The following is a 15,877-nucleotide window of genomic DNA, read 5'->3' as shown; positions in this document are numbered from 1 at the left end:
AGACGCCCGTCAGGGAGGCATCATGAACCCGGGATTGAGAAAGGTCGGCGGCTGGCTCTACCGGCGCGCCGAGAACGCCATCGCCATCGCAATCGGCGCCATGTTCGCCGCGTTTCTGCTGCAGGTTGCTTTTCGCTACCTTCTCAACTGGCCGACCGGCTGGAGCAACGAGCTCACCGTCGTACTCTGGATCTGGGTTGTGCTGTTCGGCGCAGCGTTCGTCGTTCGTGAAGAGGAGGAAATCCGTTTTGATCTCCTCTACGCCACAGTCGGTCCGGACATCAGGCGGGTAATGACGCTTGCCTTCGCAATCGCTCTCGTCGCGCTCTATGGCTGGTCCTTTCCGGCCGTCTTCAGCTACGTGACCTTCATGAAGGTCGAGAGCACCGCCTATCTCAAGATACGCTTCGACTGGCTGTTCTCGATCTATCTCGTCTTCGTGGTCGCCGTGATCGCCCGCTACCTGTGGCTGGCGTGGCGTGCTCTGCGCGGCGAAGCACCGGCGGAATTTGACCCCACGAAAGCGAGCTCCGGCGTATGAATCTCGCAAGCCCTTTTTCGCTGTCAGTCGTTGCGATCACAGCGCTGGCCCTGCTTGGCCTGCCGATCGGTCACTCGATGATCGCCGGGTCGATCCTCTATCTCTGGCTTGCAGGGCTCGACATGGGCACGTCGGCCGAGCAACTCCTCAACGGGCTCTACACAAGCTACATTCTGCTTGCCGTACCGATGTTCATTCTCGCCGCGGAGTTGATGAACGCCGGGACCATGACCGACCGGCTGCTGCAATTCTGCAACGCCGTCGTCGGCCGTTTCCGCGGCGGTCTGGCGCAAGTCAACGTGCTGCAGTCGATCATCTTCGCCGGCATGTCCGGCTCGGCCATCGCCGACGCCGCGGGCACCGGCAAGATGATGCAGCAACTCATGACCAGGGATGGCAAGTACCCGGCGAGCTATGCCGCTGCGCTGACAGCCGTCACCTCCGTCGTCGGCCCGATCATTCCTCCGTCGATTCCTCTGGTCATCTACGCGCTGATCTCGGATGCATCGATCGGCCACCTGTTCATTGCCGGTATCGTGCCGGGCCTTCTTCTCGCCCTGTCGCAGATGATCATCGTCGCCATCGACGCGCGCCGGAAGAACTTTCCGGTCGAGAAGCCGGTGCCGCTCAGGGAATTGCCGGGGATCACCTTGCGCGCATTTCCGGCGCTGATGCTGCCGGTCGTTCTGCTGGTCGGCATAAGGGGCGGCGTGATGACCCCGACCGAGGCCGCGGCGGTCGCCGCCGGCTACGCGCTGCTCATCTCGGTCGCGATCTATCGCAGCGTGACGCCGGGCCAACTCTACCATGCGCTTCTCAACAGCGCCCGCACCACCGCCTCGATCGGCATGCTCATCGCCGGCGCCCTGGTGTTCAACTACGTTGTTACGGTCGAGAACATTCCGCAGTCCCTGTCAGTGATCCTGAAGTCCTGGGATCTTTCGCCGATGGGTTTCCTGATCCTGGTCAACATCCTGCTGCTGCTCCTGGGCTGCGTGCTGGAAGGCACGACTATCCTGCTGGTAATCGTGCCGGTGCTGATTCCGACGGCGCAGGCGCTCGGTGTCGACATGGTGCATTTCGGCGTAATGGTCGTCGTCAACATCATGCTCGGGCTCGTCACCCCTCCCTACGGGTTGCTGCTGTTCATCATGACCCGCATCGCAGAGGTGCCGCTGCGCGACCTGGTGCACGACGTAATGCCGTTTCTCTACGCCATGATTGCCGCCCTGATGCTGATCACCTTCTTCCCATCGCTGGTGCTGTGGCTGCCGCGCCTGCTGGGCTATCAAGGATAGGACCATGACCAAGCCAATCTTCGTTCTCAACGGCCCCAATCTCAACCGGCTCGGCATGCGCGAGCCGGAGATCTATGGGAGGACGACACTCGCAGAAATCGAGGCGATGTGCCGTGCCGCCGCCGGCGACCATCCGGTCCGTTTTCACCAGTCGAACATTGAGGGCGAAATCGTCAATTGGGTGCATGAGGCGATCGACGACGGCGCGGGCATTCTGATCAATCCCGCGGGTTTGAGTTTTGTTTCGATCCCGGTGCTCGATGCGCTCAAAATGTTTCCGGGCCCGATCGTCGAACTGCATATCTCGAACATCCATCGCCGCGAGGAGATCTATCATCGGTCGCTGGTATCGAAGGTCGCCACCGGCGTGATCGCGGGGCTCGGCGCCGCGGGCTATCCGCTCGCGATCCGCTGGCTCATGGACCAGATAGACGGATAGTTTATCGCCATGCCTGAACCCTGTATCATCGCTGTTGCGATCACCGGCTCGCTGCCGCGCAAGGAAGACAATCCTGCGGTGCCGATAAGCGTGGCCGAACAGATCGAGTCGACCCAGGAAGCCTTTGAAGCAGGTGCGTCGCTGGTGCACATCCACGTGCGCAATGACGATCAGAGTTCATCGTCTGAACCAACGCGCTTCGCTGCTGTTCAGGCGGGGGTGCGTAGGCACTGCCCCGGTATGATCGTCCAGTTTTCGACCGGCGGGCGCGGTCGTGATCCTGCCGCGCGTGGCTCGGCACTTTATCTGAAACCGGACATGGCCTCGCTTTCGACCGGTTCGGTCAACTTCCCATCCATCGTCTACGAGAACCATCCCGCCCTGATCGGTGATCTCGCAACCGCGATGAAGGCAAATGGCGTGCTGCCGGAGATCGAGATCTTCGACCTGTCGCACCTTCACACTGCCAGGCGGCTGGCCGACGGTGGGCTTATCGGCGAGCGCCCGCACATCCAGTTTGTCATGGGCGTGCAAAACGCACTGCCTGCGCAGGAGAGATTGCTCGATGTGCTCCTCACGGAAGCGAAACTCCTGTTTCCACAATCCACCTGGACAGCGGCCGGAATAGGCCGCAACCAGACGATCGTCATGGAATGGGCGTTGGCGCGCGGAGCAGACGCAGTGCGCACCGGACTTGAGGACAATATCAGGATCACCAGGGAACGCCTGGCGCGCAGCAACGCCGAGCTTGTTGAAATCGCGGCGGCCTCAGTCGGGAAGTTTGGCCGGCGTGTGGCCACCGTCAACGAGGCGCGCCAAACGCTTGGTCTGGCGTCAGGATCGTAATTCCTGGGCCGCAACTTCGCGCCGCGCTGTCGGACCTGTTGCGCCTTGGCCAGCGTCCTGGAATTACGGTGACAGTGCACTATTTTCTTTCCCCGCCTGGCCGCGTTTTCCCGATTTCACGGCTTTTCCGGTTTGCTCGGCAATCCGGTCCAGAAGTGGTTCGCCGCCCTCCGGCCGTTCAGATGCCGACATCGGCAGCGCGGCGATGCTAGTCGAGCCGTGCGTTCAACTACACACAGGAAGGCCTCCGATCGGTAGGTGCGGCGAACGGCGGCAACGACGTGCGAATAGGATGGTTGAGTGTATGATCGAAAATGCCGTAGCTGCAGTCTAACGCGAAATGCCGAGCGTCCTGTGATCCATCGGTCATTGCAGCGGCGATGAACCGGAATCATGACCCCAAGCCGACCTTCAGCAACCCGTTTTGCTGCCCGATAGCCGACATTCGTGGCAACCAGCGCTGATGGCCGGAGAGCGACTTACGCAAGCCGCGACGTGAACGGCAGCTTCGCGCCCGATCTTGGTCATTCCGGGTACCATTGCCACTGCCCAAAACCAGACATTACCGGCGTCTGGGAGAGCACGTGTGGCCCTTACACCCTCCATTCAATAATCCGTCGATCGGCTGACCTCGTCCCACTTGAGCGCGGCCGGGGCTCGGACGGCATCCGTCTGTGCTATGCGCTCTAAGGCATCACGTCCCAGAATCAGCTGCTCGGGCAGATTATCGATAAGTCGAAGATCACATTGGCGACCTTGCCAGGGTCGCCGGGCTCGTTTCCCGCATAATTCTCGGTCATCCGCATGACCTCGCCTATTGTCGGATCGTACTCGTCGAGCAGTGCCGGCGCGTGGCCACGGGCAACCCGCGTCCAGTTGGTGCGGATGCTGCCCGGTTCGATGGCAATGGTCTTGACGCCGAAGGGTAAAACCTCCTTGGCCAGTGATGCGGTGAAACCACTGACCGCCCATTTGGCGGCGGCATAAGCGGTGGACCCCGGACTTCCGAAGCGAGCGGAGCTGGACGAGATGTTGATGATGTGTCCCGATTTCTGCCTCCGCATGACCGGGAGCGCCGCGCGGGTCAGGTTCACTACACCATAGAAATTGGTGTCGATCTCGGCTTTGAAGTCAGCCTCGGAGGTCTGTTCAAACGGAGCAAGATGAGCGTAGCCGGCATTGTTGAGCAGCACGTCAAGACGACCGGCAGACCTGGGTCCGCTGCCAGCCAACGTGCTGGCCCGCCAATCCGTGCCGCAGCTCCAGGTGCTGGCCCGGGCGGCGCTCTTCGTGACCCACGGCGGCATGAACAGTGTCAACGAGGCGATGCGGACCGGGGTGCCGACACTCGTCGTGCCACAGGGGGCGGACCAGCCAATGGTGGCGCGGCGGGTTGTAGAGCTCGGTGCCGGCCTCGAGCTCCGCACGGACGACGCCACTGCAGAGACGGTGCAGGCGCTCGCCCGGAGTCTGCTGGACGAGCTGCGCTTCCGCGAGGCGGCAGCCGCACAGGGCGCCGCACAAAGGCAGGTCGGCGGCGCCCGGCGTGCCGCCGACGAGCTCGAGCGGTATCTCGACGACGCGCTCGGAGCATCGCGACCGATCGAACACAGGGGCGCTGAACCATGTCGACGACGGTCGCCGTACCCATGCTTCGGCCTGCAGCACCGGCCGAAATCCGCTCCGGGGACTCCGGCCCGCCCTTCGGGTGGGCGATCCCCGTTCCGGTTTTCAGCTTGTCCCCCGTTCTCCCGGTCCTCGCCGGACAGGCAGGGGCAGGACGAGGCCTGCCCTGCCTTCCACTGGAAGGGAAAGAAGGGTGGCCGCTTGAAAAGGAGCTGATGCGGCATGGTTGAAGCGAGGATTGAGGGGGCCGGGCCCAGCCTGGCCGAAATTACAGAGCGGCATATCGCGGCGCAAAATTAGTGTGGCCCTGGGGTCTCAGAAGGCGCCTATCGTGACCCTTCGAATATCCCGGAAAGGGCCGCTGCATCAGACATTTAAGCGTTCCGGTGCCCCGGGGTTAATTTTCGGCGCGCTTTCACATTCAGAGACGACGGTTGATCAGAGTCTCATCCGCGGGTTGGAACATGAGAGACTACTGATCTGATGTTCCGGAGTTCCGGGAATTCATGCTTGTCCACCTTCCTCCGACTAGCCCCGCCCCTGCCGGCGCCGCGGACCAGGCAAAGGCTGCGAGCCTTCCAGGCTCAGGCTGGGATCAAGGGTAAAGAGCTCCTGCGCGCGTCCGACGCCACGCAACGCGAACCGGCCGACTGAAACGAGCTTTTTGCGCTCCTCGCCGAGTAGCAGCTCGGCGAATTCCGATGAGCAAAGCATATTGCGACCGGCCGACTCGCACATGGAGCTGATCCGGCTGACCTCATTGACCGGCGGGCCGACAACGGTGAAATCGAGACGGTCCGGAGTGCCGATATTGCCGTAGAAGACCCTGCCGGCATGCAGGCCCAAGTGAATGTCGGCGACAGAAAGGCCATCGTTTTTGCGGCGTTTGGCAAGCTGCAGCAGCCGTGTGCGCATGTCGCGTTCTGCCTCCACCGCGGCGCGACAGGAATATTCGGGCCGCGAACTGGTGAAGATGGCCAGGACTCCATCTCCGATCAGTTTCAGCACATCGCCGCCGGCGGCCTTCACTGCGCCGATGACCGCTTCGGCGTAGTCATTGATCAACGGCACGAGTTGATCGTTTTGAACCGACTCGGACAGGTTCGTATAGCCAGTAATGTCGGAGAACCAGAGTACGGCGTTGATCCTCTTCACCGAGCCGTGGCGGATGCCGCCGCTCAGCACCTGGCGACCAGGCCCCCGGCCGAGATATGCCTCGACCAGCGTCTTGGTGAGCCTTGTCTGCGCAGCCGAACGAACCGCCAATCCCAGATGCGGTGTAAGCCGGGACAGAACAGCGACTTCCTCCTCCGAAAATCCACCCGGGCGCGCTGTGGTCCAGCGGGCGTAGAATGCATCGACATCCTCGACCCTCATCGCCTGCCGGATACGATAGACGATCGCAAGATAGTCCGTCTGGCCGGCATCGCGCAGCTCCTCGATCGCCGGAAAGCCGCGCGTTTCGCCTGCTTCGAGCCGGCAACGTAGGGTCAATTCACGCCGCCGCAGCATCTCCAGAAACGGGCTGCGCTTCCACAACTCCGCTCCCTTGCCCTCACGGCTCGACGGGTATTCTTCTTCGCGGAAGCTGATCGACTCGTCTTCGTCCCAGAAGAAGGCGCGTGCCTCGTGCATCGGGTGCAGCGTGTCGATCATCACAAACGCCTTGCCCAGCGGCAGCCCTGCTTCGACGCAACGCTCGCAGAAGGCCTGTACAAGCGATTCCTCGCTGCGGATGCCAAGCAGCCCAGCCTCCGCGAGCCAGGTGGCAATTTCATCGCAATCGCTGATCTTCATTGCCGACGATAGCTTCCCATTGCACCGCAAAAACGGCGCCACGGTGTTTTATATCACATGCGTGGTCAACGGAGCACAAGCACGTCACCCGATGACAAGCTGATGCTTGCTGTCCTGGATCGGATGTTGTCGGTGCTCCAAATGGGGATTTACGAGTCTCGGCACGGACTCTGAACCGAACCGAGTAATGTTACCGCAATTCCGACAGGATGCGCACCCAACCGCGTATTCCCTTGCGAAGCCGATCGACACCGTACCGCTCGTTAGGGGCATGAATGGCATCGTCGGCGAGGATGAAGCCCGTGACGATGCAATTGAAGCAAAGGCGGTCGGTGAGGAGCCCGATCAGTGGAACGGTGCCGCCTGTTCCCTTGATCAGCGTCGGCTCTGGCCATTCTGCGTCAAGCGCTCGCGCCGTGGCTGCGATGTAGGGGCTGGCTTCGTCACCGTTCCCGCCGGCCCCCTCGAACACAACCTGACAGCCGGCAGGAAGGCGAGCCTCGACGAAGTTTCGAAACAAGGCGCGGATATGTTCCGGTCGCTGACCACCAACCAGGCGGAACGACAGTCGAGTTGTGGCCGATGAGGGTAGAACCGATCGTTCGCGGGGGCCTATATTGCCGCCCACGATGCCGTTGAAGTCGATGCCAGGACGCCCCACATCAACTCGACCGTACCGTATCCGCCTTCATCATATCCTCCGGTTACCGAAACGCCGGCCAGAGCCTCAGTGAGATCCAGAGCTTCCCACTGAACACCCGACATTTAGCCCGACGGGCGGCTGAAGCGGCGGCGATGGAACGCTATGAGGCTGCAAACATTTATCCCCGAGATCCGCGCGTTCACCTCAGTCGGTTTCGAGACCCTCGCAAGCATAAAGGATCCAGGATCGATAAAGCTGATTGAGTCCAGGCGGCGAAGCCATTGATGGCTCGAGAGCAGTCCTTGCGCCTACGATTGGCGTTTGCCGCCGCGCCAGTCCGCGAAAGGGCCGGCCATGGCGGCAAAGCAGCGCAGTAAAGCCCCAATCCCCAAATACCCGCTCTGGATCACTCTGCCCTATACGCTTTTTGTCGCCGTGCTCACGCCGGTATACTGGTTGCGATACGGCCCCGGCAATTTCCTGTGGTTCTCCGATATTGCGCTCTTTGCCGTGCTGATCGCGTTGTGGACCGGCAGCCGACTCCTCTATTCGATGATGGCAGTCGGCGTTCTGCCGCTCGAGTTCGCCTGGTTGGCGGACTTCGTGACCGGCGGCAAGCTGACCGGGCTCGCTGCCTACATGTTTGATCCAAGGGAGCCCGCATATGCGAGGACGCTGTCCGGCTTTCATTTGTTCATGCCGGTCATCATTATTTTCATGCTGATCCGGCAAGGCTACGACCGCCGCGCGTTCAAAGCGCAGACCGCTCTCGCCTGGGTGGTACTGGTTGCAAGTTACTGGTTCACCCGGCCCGACGAGAACATCAACTGGGTGCACGGGCCTGGTCCGGAGCCGCAGAGGATCTTGCCGCCACGCATGTATCTCGGCCTGTACATGGTGCTTTTGCCCCTGGTCGCCTACTTGCCGGTCCATCTCGTATTGAAACGGCTGTTCCGGCCGTAGCTGGCCATGCGGAGACGACCGGCGAATTCCAATGCGCTGCGCGTCCAGGCTTCCATCCCCGGCCAGCGCATTAGTCTGATGATCTTGGGCGGGGCGCAGGCGAATTGTCTCGGTGAACGGTTTTGGGGCTCGTCCTGAGTGGATCGCTGCCGTTTAGCATCCTGATCGCATCGAGGAACAACGGCTCCCTGCGTTCGTTGGCCTTCGGCGAGATAAGGAGCCAAATCATGCAAAGAGACCAGAAACGGAATCGCAAGGACGATTCTCCCAACATCTCTAAAACCACGGGCGTTGACTCGAGACATGAACGACAAAAAGCTCGTCCCGACGCCGATGATCCGACTGACCCGGAAGAGGTATGGAAGAGTTCCGAGACGACACCCCAGCGCGAAGCGAAAGAAAAAACGTCGGAAGAACCAGACGGGCGTGTCGCCGATGCGGGCGACGTCGGTGGCGGTCAGCCTTCGCCCTACGAGACGGAAGTGCAGGCGGACAGCGTTGCCCAGCAGACAGACCGCAACAGGCAGACTGGTGAGAAGCCGAAGCCATCCCAGGAATGAAAAGCCTCGTCATCCACAGGCGCACCGCGCCGTTCGACCGGCACGCCGTCACGATCGGCGAGCAGGACGCAGCATCCGACATCGCCCACCGCAAGATAGAGCCGGTCCAAGCTCGATTGGGCGGCCCGGACGAGCGGTTCAATGCGTTGCCGGGCCTCTCCCAATTCCGCCTCTGTCAGATGGCGTGGCGGGCCGAGCACGGCAAAAAGTCCACTGTCACCGAAATGCCCTTCACCGAAATACCCTTGCGCCGACACCACGGGATGGCGGCTGACGCTTCGCTCGTCTGCCCTGCCTGGCTCAACGCGGTCGCCGCAGCATCGGGACTTGCGTCGGCGATGAACCGACCTGGATCGCGCCGAGCGGTTCGAAGCCGTGGCGCCCGTAGAACGGAATGTTGCGCGGGTTCGAGGACTCCAGATAGGCGGGCGCGTGATCGCGATCGCACTGCGCGAGCGCGTATGCCATCAAGGCCTCGCCGTGGCCTTCGCCCTGATGCGCTGGGTCGACGCCGATCACGGGCAAGTACCAATGCGGTTCGGCCGGATGGTACTTGGCCATCTGCTCGAATACAGCGGCGACTTCAGGGGCAAGGGAGGGCGCAACCGTGCTCTCGACAACCGCACCAAGCCCTTCCTCGTCGGGATGCACACCGGGCGACAGCCACAACGCCGTCCCGACATAGCCATCGGTGCAAAAAGCGCTTCCGTTTGAGAATGCCCTGGCCCCGAAGGCGCGGACCATTCGCGGCATGGCCGCAAGGTACTGGTGTGCATGCGGCCAGGTCCATCGTGCCATGGGATCCGCTGCAAACGCCAGCGAGATTGTTCCGATCGCCGGATCTTCATCGGACGCGGCCATAACCCTCACTGTCGGCGATTTCATGCTGCCCTCCAAACGACGCAAATGATTCGACGAGGCGCCCGCGCCCTCAACGGGCGCCGCAACAAGCGGGTAGGGATCAGGCAGTGCATCGGAAACCGCCACATCTGCCATGTTTCGCCTCCGGCATTGAGTTTAACGCCTGACGCAACAAGTTGTTTCGAGAAACGGAAAGGAAGATCCCCGAGGAAGGAGACAGCAGCGATGACGAAACACAAGACCGGAACACGCGAGGAATGGCTCGGAGCGCGGCTCGCACTGCTCGAGGCGGAGAAAAGGCTCATGCGGCAGAGCGACGAGCTGGCGCGACAGCGACAGGAGCTGCCCTGGGTTCGGATCGACAAGGAGTATCTGTTTGAGACCGAGGAGGGCAGCGCCTCGCTCGCCGACCTTTTCCAGGGGCGCTCGCAGCTCTTCGTCTATCATTTCATGTTCGGCTACGGATACCGGCTCACCGATGAGCGCCAGGGATGCACCGGATGCTCCTTGATCGCCGATCACTTCGACTGCGTCATCCCCCACCTGAACGGCCGCGACATTACCCTGGTTTGCGAATCGATCGCCCCGTTGCAGGAGATCCAGGACTACAAGCGGCAAATGGGCTGGCGCTTCCCGTGGGTTTCGTCGCTCGGCAGCGATTTCAAATACGACCTCGGCGCCGCCTTCACCGAAGAGCAGCAGAGAGACGGCGCCGACTACAACTATCAGCGTGTCGACAGGGCCGAGCCGCAGAAGGAGGGAATGAGCGTCTTCGCGCTCCAGGACGGTGCCGTCTACCACACCTACTCGACCTACGCCCGTGGCACCGAGGCGTTTATGGGGGTCTACCGTTTCCTCGACCTGGCTCCGTGGGGAAGGAACGAGAACGGGCTCGAGTTCCCCCAGGAGTGGTGGCGCCGCCATGACGAGTACGGCAACCGCTGAATGTCGCAGGGGCGCAGATCCGCCTCCTGAACAATAGTGCGCGTCCGCCCTCCCGCCGGGCCGTCAACCTGATGGCATTTTCTCGAACGTCGTCAGCCCGGTTTCCATCTTGTCCCAGGGGAGGGCCCGGATACCGTACGTCACCACGGTCGGATTGAACCGGCCCGGATCATCGAGGCTTGCGGCATGGACCGTGATCACGTCCGGCATGGCAGTGTATGTCAGGTGGGTCGGCGTTCCGCAGACCGGGCAGAAGGAATGGATTTTGACATTTCCGTTGTCCGCCGCGACACGCCAGTCCGTCGTCACACCGGTGATCGTCACGTCCGCCCGCGACGGAAACGTCAGGTAAGATCCGTGACCGGTGCCGCTTCTTTTCTGGCAGTCGCGGCATTGGCAGTGGTTCTCGAAGATCGGGGCTGCCTTGGCCTCGTAGCGCACCGCGCCGCACGCGCATCCGCCGGTGTAGAGAGTGCTCATCTGCTCGGTCCTTGTTCTGCTCAGGCCGCCCGTTCGGACGCGCGCGGCCTGGCGAAGACATCGATCGCCTGGCCGGTTTCGAGGAAGGATTTCAGGCTGGAGAGGACGATCGGCCAACCCTTTTTGATGCCGTTCGCCATGCCGCTGCCGGCTTCGAGGTCGTCATGGCTGACGGTCAGCCGGACCATGACCTCGTATTCCTCGAGCTCGAAGGTCACCCGGCTGTAGCTCGCCGGATCGGACGCCTGCGAAGCGTTTGCCCAAGTGATGACGAGACGGGTCGGCGGCGACACCTCGACGACCTTGCCGACGAGTTCGACGGTCCGTTCGTCATTGGCGCGGATGTGCTGCCAGCTCGAGCCGGGCTTCCAGTCGGAGACGTTCTCGTGGCCCCAGTAGCGCCGTGCGAGGTCCGGTTTGGTTATGGCCTCGAACACCTTTCCCGGTGTCGAGACAATATAGGTCGTGTAAGTAAAGCTGATCGTTTCCCTGGTCATTGCTACGCTCCTTTTGTTTCGCGAGCATAGGTAGATGGGGAAACCGGGTTCGTGTGAGTGACAATCTTGTCGCGAATTGCATCTGATATGAAAATGAGATGAAAAAGGTTGACGCATGACGCGCTGGCAGCTTGCTCATGGACGGTACCTCGATCTTGGCGCGCAATCGTTGCTGATGGGGATTTTGAACGTCACGCCGGACAGTTTCTCCGACGGCGGAGAATTCGACCGGCCGGAGCGGGCGCTGCAGCAGGCGCGGCGCATGATCGGCGAGGGCGCGGCGATCATCGATGTCGGCGGCGAATCCACCCGGCCCGGCGCCGGCGCCGTTTCGGCGCGCGAGGAACAAGCGCGCATCCTGCCGGTCATCGAGGCGCTGTCGTCCGACGGCGGCAGCCTGGTTTCGGTCGACACCTACAGGGCTGAGACGGCGCGGCTGGCGGTCGCCGCGGGCGCGCATATCGTCAACGACGTGCATGGCCTGCAGCGCGAACCCGACATCGCGCAGGTTGCGGCGGAAACCGGCGCCGGCCTCGTCATCATGCACACCGGGCGCGGCCGCGAAAAACTGGCGGATGTGATCGCGGACCAGTTCCTGTTCCTGAACAGATCGCTGGAGATCGCGCGCGACGCCGGCATCCCGGACGAGCGGATCGTGCTCGACCCCGGCTTCGCTTTCGCCAAGGACGGCGAGGAAAACCTCGAGCTCATGGCTCGCTTCGGTGAATTGCGCGCGCTCGGTTTTCCATTGCTCGTCGGCACGTCACGCAAGCGCCTTGCCCGTCACCTGGTCGGCGGAAGTGACGAGGGGCGAGACGTCGGCACAGCGGCAACAAGCGTTATCCTGCGGCTGAAAGGCGCTGCGATCTTTCGCGTGCACAACATTGCCGTCAATCGCGATGCACTGGCATTCGCCGACGCGGTGCGCGAGCGCGAGACCGGGAAATAATGCATGTCGCCCAAAAGCATGCCCTCGGGCCCTGACCCGAGGGTGCGCAGCGGTTTTGGGATAACGACATGCATAAAAACAAGAAGGCGCGTCAGGCGGGCTCGGTGACGACGCCGATCCGCCGATAGACGAATTGTTCGTCGTTCGAAGGAACTGCCGCAGCACGCTGGGCTTCGTCGATCAGCATGGCCATGCGCGCATGGATCGGCGATTTCGCGCAAGCCGGGTCCGTCGCGGCGGCGTCGCCGGCAATCGCCATCGCCTGGCAGCGGCAACCGCCCCAGTCGATCTCACGCCGTTCGCAACTGCGACAGGGCTCCTGCATCCAGTCGGTGCCGCGAAAGGCGTTGAATGCCGGCGAATCGGTCCAGATTTCGGCCAGGGTGCGCGGGCCGAAACGCTCAAAACTGAGCGACGGGATGGTCTGTGCGGCATGGCATGGCAGCACGGTGCCGTCCGGCGCCACCATGAAGGCGTCGCGCGCCCAGCCGCCCATGCACGGCTTGGGATAGATGGCGAAATAATCCGGCGTGACGAAATCGATGTTCATGATGCCGGTGAGCCGTTCGCGCGCCGCCGCGACGATCTCCGCCTGACGGTCGACCGCAGCGCGCTCGGGCATCAGTTGATCGCGATTGGTCAGCGCCCAGCCGGCATACTGCACGTTGGCGATCTCGAGCCGCTCCGCGCCCAGAGAAAGCGCCAGGTCGATGAATTCCGGCACTTCCTCGATGTTGTGGCGATGGATCGGCGCGTTGATGGTAAGCGGCAGGCCGGCCGCGCGGGCGCGGCGTGCCGTCTCCAGCTTCTTTTCGTGGCCGCCTTTGTGATTGCCGATGCGGTCGGTGGTCGCCGGCCGTGCGCCTTGAAAGCTCAGCTGCAGATGGTCGAGCCCGGCTTCGGCAAACGCCTCGATGCGGCCTTCGGCAATGCCGACGCCGGCGGTGATCAGGTTGGTGTAGACGCCGCGCGCCGAAAGCCCGGCGATCAATTGCTCGAGGTCGCGGCGCAGCGTCGGTTCGCCGCCCGACAGATGCACCTGGAGAACGCCGAGATCGGCGGCCTGCGAGAACAGATCAAGCCAGGTCTGTGTATCGAGTTCGCGATTGGCTTTCAGCAATTCGAGCGGATTGGAGCAATACGGGCATTGCAGCGGGCAGCGATGCGTCAGTTCCGCCAGCATGCCGATCGGAGGGAGAAGGGGCTCGCTCATAGTTTTACCAGCAGCTTGTCCGACCATTCTTGCAGGAAGGCGACGACGTCGGCCGCCACCGCCTCCTGTTCGGCGTCATAATCCGCGGCAAGCTCGGCGATGATGTGGCCGACCGTGGACCGTCCATCGCAGCGGCGCAATATATCGAGGCTGATGTCGTTCGGCCAAAACACCTTTTCCGGCGAAAGCACGGCGAACGCCTGCCGCACGGGATCGTACTGTATGCGCACGTGCTTCGGCAGCGACGGCACCGATCCCGACGACACCAAAGCTCTTTCGCGCAGCGCCATCATTCGGCTGGCTCCGGACGGAAGGCGCCGGGCGGGATGTTTCCGGGCTCGCCATAGGCGTGTTGAAGCGCGTCGAGCATGGCCCACAGTATATCGCATTTGAACACCAGCGCATCGATCGCCTGCTGCTGGCGTTCCGCCGTGTCGGCATGGCCGAGCACGTAAGCGAGGGCGAAGTCGGCGTCGCGCGAGGCCTGTTCGGGCCGTCGGCTGAAATAGGCCAGCGTATCCTCGGTGATGTAATCATATTTGGCCAGCATCGCCGGGACCCGTTCGCCGATGATGAGCGGCGAGAACATCTCGGTCAGCGACGATGCGACCGCCTCGAACAGCGTCCGGTTCGTGCAAAAGGCGAGGTAGGCGCCGACCGCGAAACGTGTCGCCGGCAGCGCCAGCCTTTCGCTCTTCACGTCATCGGCATCGAGGCCGAGCGAGGTCGCCAGATGCAGCCAGCGCGCGATGCCGCCGCTCCAGCCGTCCTCGCCATCATGGTCCTCGATGCGTTTGCGCCAGGCGGCGCGAAACGCCGGATCCTGCGCATGTGCGAGGATCATGGCGTCCTTGCGCGGGATGACGGCCTGGTAGCAATAGCGGTTTAGCGCCCAGGCCTGCATCTCGGTCCTCGACAGCGCACCGCTGGTCATCCTGTGGTGGAAAGGGTGGCGGTTGTGATAGCGCTCGGCACCGACCTGCCGCAGCACGGCTTCGAGCTCGCTGGAGGACAGGCCGCCCCTCGCCGCGTCGTGGAAATCACTCAAAATTCCATCTCCATCCCATCGCGGGCGACTTCCCAGCCAGCCGCTTTGACCGCTGCGTGCTCGGCCGAATTCTCGTCCAGAACCGGATTGGTGTTGTTGATGTGGACGAAGACACGGCGGCCGATCCCCACATCGGCCAGGCCGGCGATCGACCCCTCGTCTCCCGACATGGCCAGATGCCCCATGCGCGCACCGGTCTTTTGGCCGACGCCGGCGGCAATCATCTCGTCGTCGGTGTAGACCGTGCCATCGAACAGGACACAGGCGGCATCGGCCAGGCGCGTGCGCAGGGCCGCATCGATGCGCGCGCAGCCCGGGATATAGAAGACGCAGCCGTGACTGCCGGCACCAGCGATGCGGACGCCGATCGTGTCGCCGGCGTCGGAACTGAAATTGGAATCCGGCCGGCTTCTTTCCTCGAGATAGAGAGCAATCTTGCCGGGCACGGGAAAACTCTCGACAGTCACGCCGGTGTCGTGGCCGTCTGCGTCGCAGATCGCCAGTTCTTCAGCCGGCGGCAAGATGCGTCGCGGCACGAGCGCCGGATCGAGGACATTGAAGATCGAGTTCGCTTCCAGCGTCGCCAGCACCTGTGTCGTTGCGTACATGGCGAAGGGCTGCCGCTCACGCAGGCTGAGCAGGCCGGCGACATGATCGACATCGGCATTGGTCAGCACCACCGCGCGGATGGGTGTCGAACGCAACGGCGCATCCTGCGCCGGCTGCAATTCAGGCGTTTGCGCAATCTGCTGGCGGATATCGGGCGAGGCGTTGAAGAGAACCCAGCCGGCCCCATCCACTGAGGCGGCGATGCTTGATTGGGTTCGCGAATGCACGCCAGCCATCCCGGTGCGAGCCGCGCGGCTCAGGCGATAGTTGCAATTCCACTGCGGGAAGCCGCCGCCTGCCGCCGAGCCGATGATCTTCAAGCGCATTGCAATGCCCGCTCTGCGGCTTGTTCAACCAACAGCAAATTTTCGACCGCGAATGGCTTCGCGCCCGCATTGAACGCATCAAAGCCTTTCACGAAGACCTCGCGCGAAATGGCAGTGCGTGTCCCCGTTGCCGGGGGCCCCCCCCACATCGGGCGAGTTATTTGGGGTTTATTAAGGACGGAGGTACCGCGCAAAATAGAAGCCCCCCGCCACCTGGCGCAAGGGGGGGGTTTTTG

19 protein-coding genes and 1 pseudogene are annotated in these 15,877 nt (G+C 62.5%); 10 read left to right on the top strand and 10 right to left on the bottom strand.

The window, feature by feature from the left end:
- The first annotated feature begins 22 nt into the window (after positions 1–22).
- Genes AC0L2C_RS05290 through AC0L2C_RS05275 form a run of 4 tightly spaced genes read left to right on the top strand, consistent with a single transcriptional unit; the run spans position 23 to position 3,124 of the window.
- Positions 23–541: a TRAP transporter small permease gene (locus AC0L2C_RS05290; RefSeq protein ID WP_091595709.1), complete on the top strand. Its 519-nt coding sequence runs from the start codon at positions 23–25 to the stop codon at positions 539–541.
- Positions 538–1,839: a TRAP transporter large permease gene (locus AC0L2C_RS05285; RefSeq protein ID WP_473522879.1), complete on the top strand. Its 1,302-nt coding sequence runs from the start codon at positions 538–540 to the stop codon at positions 1,837–1,839. Before AC0L2C_RS05290 ends, AC0L2C_RS05285 begins: the two co-directional genes overlap by 4 nt.
- Positions 1,840–1,843: 4 nt before the next feature.
- Positions 1,844–2,278, top strand: a complete 435-nt coding sequence (locus AC0L2C_RS05280; protein WP_473522878.1) for a type II 3-dehydroquinate dehydratase — start codon at positions 1,844–1,846, stop codon at positions 2,276–2,278.
- Between the two features lie 9 nt (positions 2,279–2,287).
- Positions 2,288–3,124, top strand: coding sequence for a 3-oxoadipate:acetyl-CoA acetyltransferase (locus AC0L2C_RS05275; RefSeq protein WP_473514976.1), 837 nt, complete (start codon positions 2,288–2,290; stop codon positions 3,122–3,124).
- Between the two features lie 707 nt (positions 3,125–3,831).
- Here AC0L2C_RS05275 and AC0L2C_RS05270 read toward each other — a convergent pair.
- Positions 3,832–4,317, bottom strand: a complete 486-nt coding sequence (locus AC0L2C_RS05270) for an SDR family NAD(P)-dependent oxidoreductase (protein WP_473522877.1) — start codon at positions 4,315–4,317, stop codon at positions 3,832–3,834.
- 40 nt (positions 4,318–4,357) lie between these two features.
- On the opposite strand from AC0L2C_RS05270, the gene AC0L2C_RS05265 reads away from it, so the two are divergent.
- A complete protein-coding gene (locus AC0L2C_RS05265; protein ID WP_473522957.1) occupies positions 4,358–4,966 on the top strand; it encodes a nucleotide disphospho-sugar-binding domain-containing protein in 609 nt (202 codons plus the stop codon).
- Between the two features lie 312 nt (positions 4,967–5,278).
- Here the strand turns inward: AC0L2C_RS05265 and AC0L2C_RS05260 are convergent, their stop codons facing one another.
- Complete coding sequence (locus AC0L2C_RS05260) at positions 5,279–6,547, bottom strand: adenylate/guanylate cyclase domain-containing protein (protein WP_473490825.1); 1,269 nt, start codon at positions 6,545–6,547, stop codon at positions 5,279–5,281.
- A gap of 271 nt (positions 6,548–6,818) precedes the next feature.
- On the opposite strand from AC0L2C_RS05260, the gene AC0L2C_RS05255 reads away from it, so the two are divergent.
- The 3 genes from AC0L2C_RS05255 to AC0L2C_RS05245 all read left to right on the top strand — a co-directional run bounded on the left by AC0L2C_RS05255 (position 6,819) and on the right by AC0L2C_RS05245 (position 8,713).
- Positions 6,819–7,133 carry a hypothetical protein gene (locus AC0L2C_RS05255; RefSeq protein ID WP_473490824.1) on the top strand — a complete coding sequence of 105 codons (315 nt, stop codon included), beginning with the start codon at positions 6,819–6,821 and terminating at the stop codon, positions 7,131–7,133.
- A gap of 411 nt (positions 7,134–7,544) precedes the next feature.
- Positions 7,545–8,153, top strand: coding sequence for a hypothetical protein (locus AC0L2C_RS05250; protein ID WP_473514982.1), 609 nt, complete (start codon positions 7,545–7,547; stop codon positions 8,151–8,153).
- A gap of 227 nt (positions 8,154–8,380) precedes the next feature.
- On the top strand, positions 8,381–8,713 hold the full coding sequence (locus AC0L2C_RS05245) for a hypothetical protein (protein ID WP_473520450.1): 333 nt from the start codon (positions 8,381–8,383) through the stop codon (positions 8,711–8,713).
- On the opposite strand, the pseudogene AC0L2C_RS05240 reads toward AC0L2C_RS05245, so the two are convergent.
- A pseudogene (locus tag AC0L2C_RS05240) lies at positions 8,704–8,904 on the bottom strand (sigma-54-dependent Fis family transcriptional regulator); the annotation flags it as partial. The gene AC0L2C_RS05245 and the pseudogene AC0L2C_RS05240 overlap by 10 nt on opposite strands.
- 109 nt (positions 8,905–9,013) lie before the next feature.
- Positions 9,014–9,598, bottom strand: coding sequence for a GNAT family N-acetyltransferase (locus tag AC0L2C_RS05235; RefSeq protein ID WP_091596894.1), 585 nt, complete (start codon positions 9,596–9,598; stop codon positions 9,014–9,016).
- Between the two features lie 201 nt (positions 9,599–9,799).
- Between AC0L2C_RS05235 and AC0L2C_RS05230 the strand changes: the two genes are divergently transcribed.
- Positions 9,800–10,519: a DUF899 domain-containing protein gene (locus AC0L2C_RS05230; RefSeq protein ID WP_091596844.1), complete on the top strand. Its 720-nt coding sequence runs from the start codon at positions 9,800–9,802 to the stop codon at positions 10,517–10,519.
- Positions 10,520–10,582: 63 nt separating this feature from the next.
- Here the strand turns inward: AC0L2C_RS05230 and AC0L2C_RS05225 are convergent, their stop codons facing one another.
- Positions 10,583–10,999 carry a GFA family protein gene (locus AC0L2C_RS05225; protein WP_473522876.1) on the bottom strand — a complete coding sequence of 139 codons (417 nt, stop codon included), beginning with the start codon at positions 10,997–10,999 and terminating at the stop codon, positions 10,583–10,585.
- 20 nt (positions 11,000–11,019) lie between these two features.
- Positions 11,020–11,496, bottom strand: coding sequence for an SRPBCC family protein (locus AC0L2C_RS05220; RefSeq protein ID WP_473522875.1), 477 nt, complete (start codon positions 11,494–11,496; stop codon positions 11,020–11,022).
- Positions 11,497–11,611: 115 nt separating this feature from the next.
- Here AC0L2C_RS05220 and folP point away from each other — a divergent pair, with 115 nt between their 5' ends.
- The gene (gene folP, locus AC0L2C_RS05215; RefSeq protein WP_473522874.1) at positions 11,612–12,445 is read left to right on the top strand and encodes a dihydropteroate synthase; all 834 of its coding nucleotides are present in this window, start codon (positions 11,612–11,614) and stop codon (positions 12,443–12,445) included.
- Between the two features lie 91 nt (positions 12,446–12,536).
- Here folP and pqqE read toward each other — a convergent pair whose 3' ends face one another.
- Genes pqqE through pqqB form a run of 4 tightly spaced genes read right to left on the bottom strand, consistent with a single transcriptional unit; the run spans position 12,537 to position 15,641 of the window.
- Positions 12,537–13,658 carry a pyrroloquinoline quinone biosynthesis protein PqqE gene (gene pqqE / locus AC0L2C_RS05210; protein ID WP_473522873.1) on the bottom strand — a complete coding sequence of 374 codons (1,122 nt, stop codon included), beginning with the start codon at positions 13,656–13,658 and terminating at the stop codon, positions 12,537–12,539.
- Positions 13,655–13,951 carry a pyrroloquinoline quinone biosynthesis peptide chaperone PqqD gene (gene pqqD, locus AC0L2C_RS05205; protein ID WP_473520410.1) on the bottom strand — a complete coding sequence of 99 codons (297 nt, stop codon included), beginning with the start codon at positions 13,949–13,951 and terminating at the stop codon, positions 13,655–13,657. Before pqqD ends, pqqE begins: the two co-directional genes overlap by 4 nt.
- Positions 13,948–14,706, bottom strand: a complete 759-nt coding sequence (gene pqqC, locus AC0L2C_RS05200; RefSeq protein ID WP_473522872.1) for a pyrroloquinoline-quinone synthase PqqC — start codon at positions 14,704–14,706, stop codon at positions 13,948–13,950. The genes pqqD and pqqC overlap by 4 nt, the downstream gene beginning before the upstream one ends.
- On the bottom strand, positions 14,703–15,641 hold the full coding sequence (gene pqqB, locus AC0L2C_RS05195) for a pyrroloquinoline quinone biosynthesis protein PqqB (RefSeq protein WP_473522871.1): 939 nt from the start codon (positions 15,639–15,641) through the stop codon (positions 14,703–14,705). Before pqqB ends, pqqC begins: the two co-directional genes overlap by 4 nt.
- Positions 15,642–15,877 lie beyond the last annotated feature (236 nt).

The sequence above is a fragment of the Mesorhizobium sp. WSM4845 genome (genome assembly GCF_055811455.1).
The sequence above is the reverse complement of the archived record's forward strand: the minus strand, read 5'-3'. Positions and strand labels throughout refer to the sequence as shown.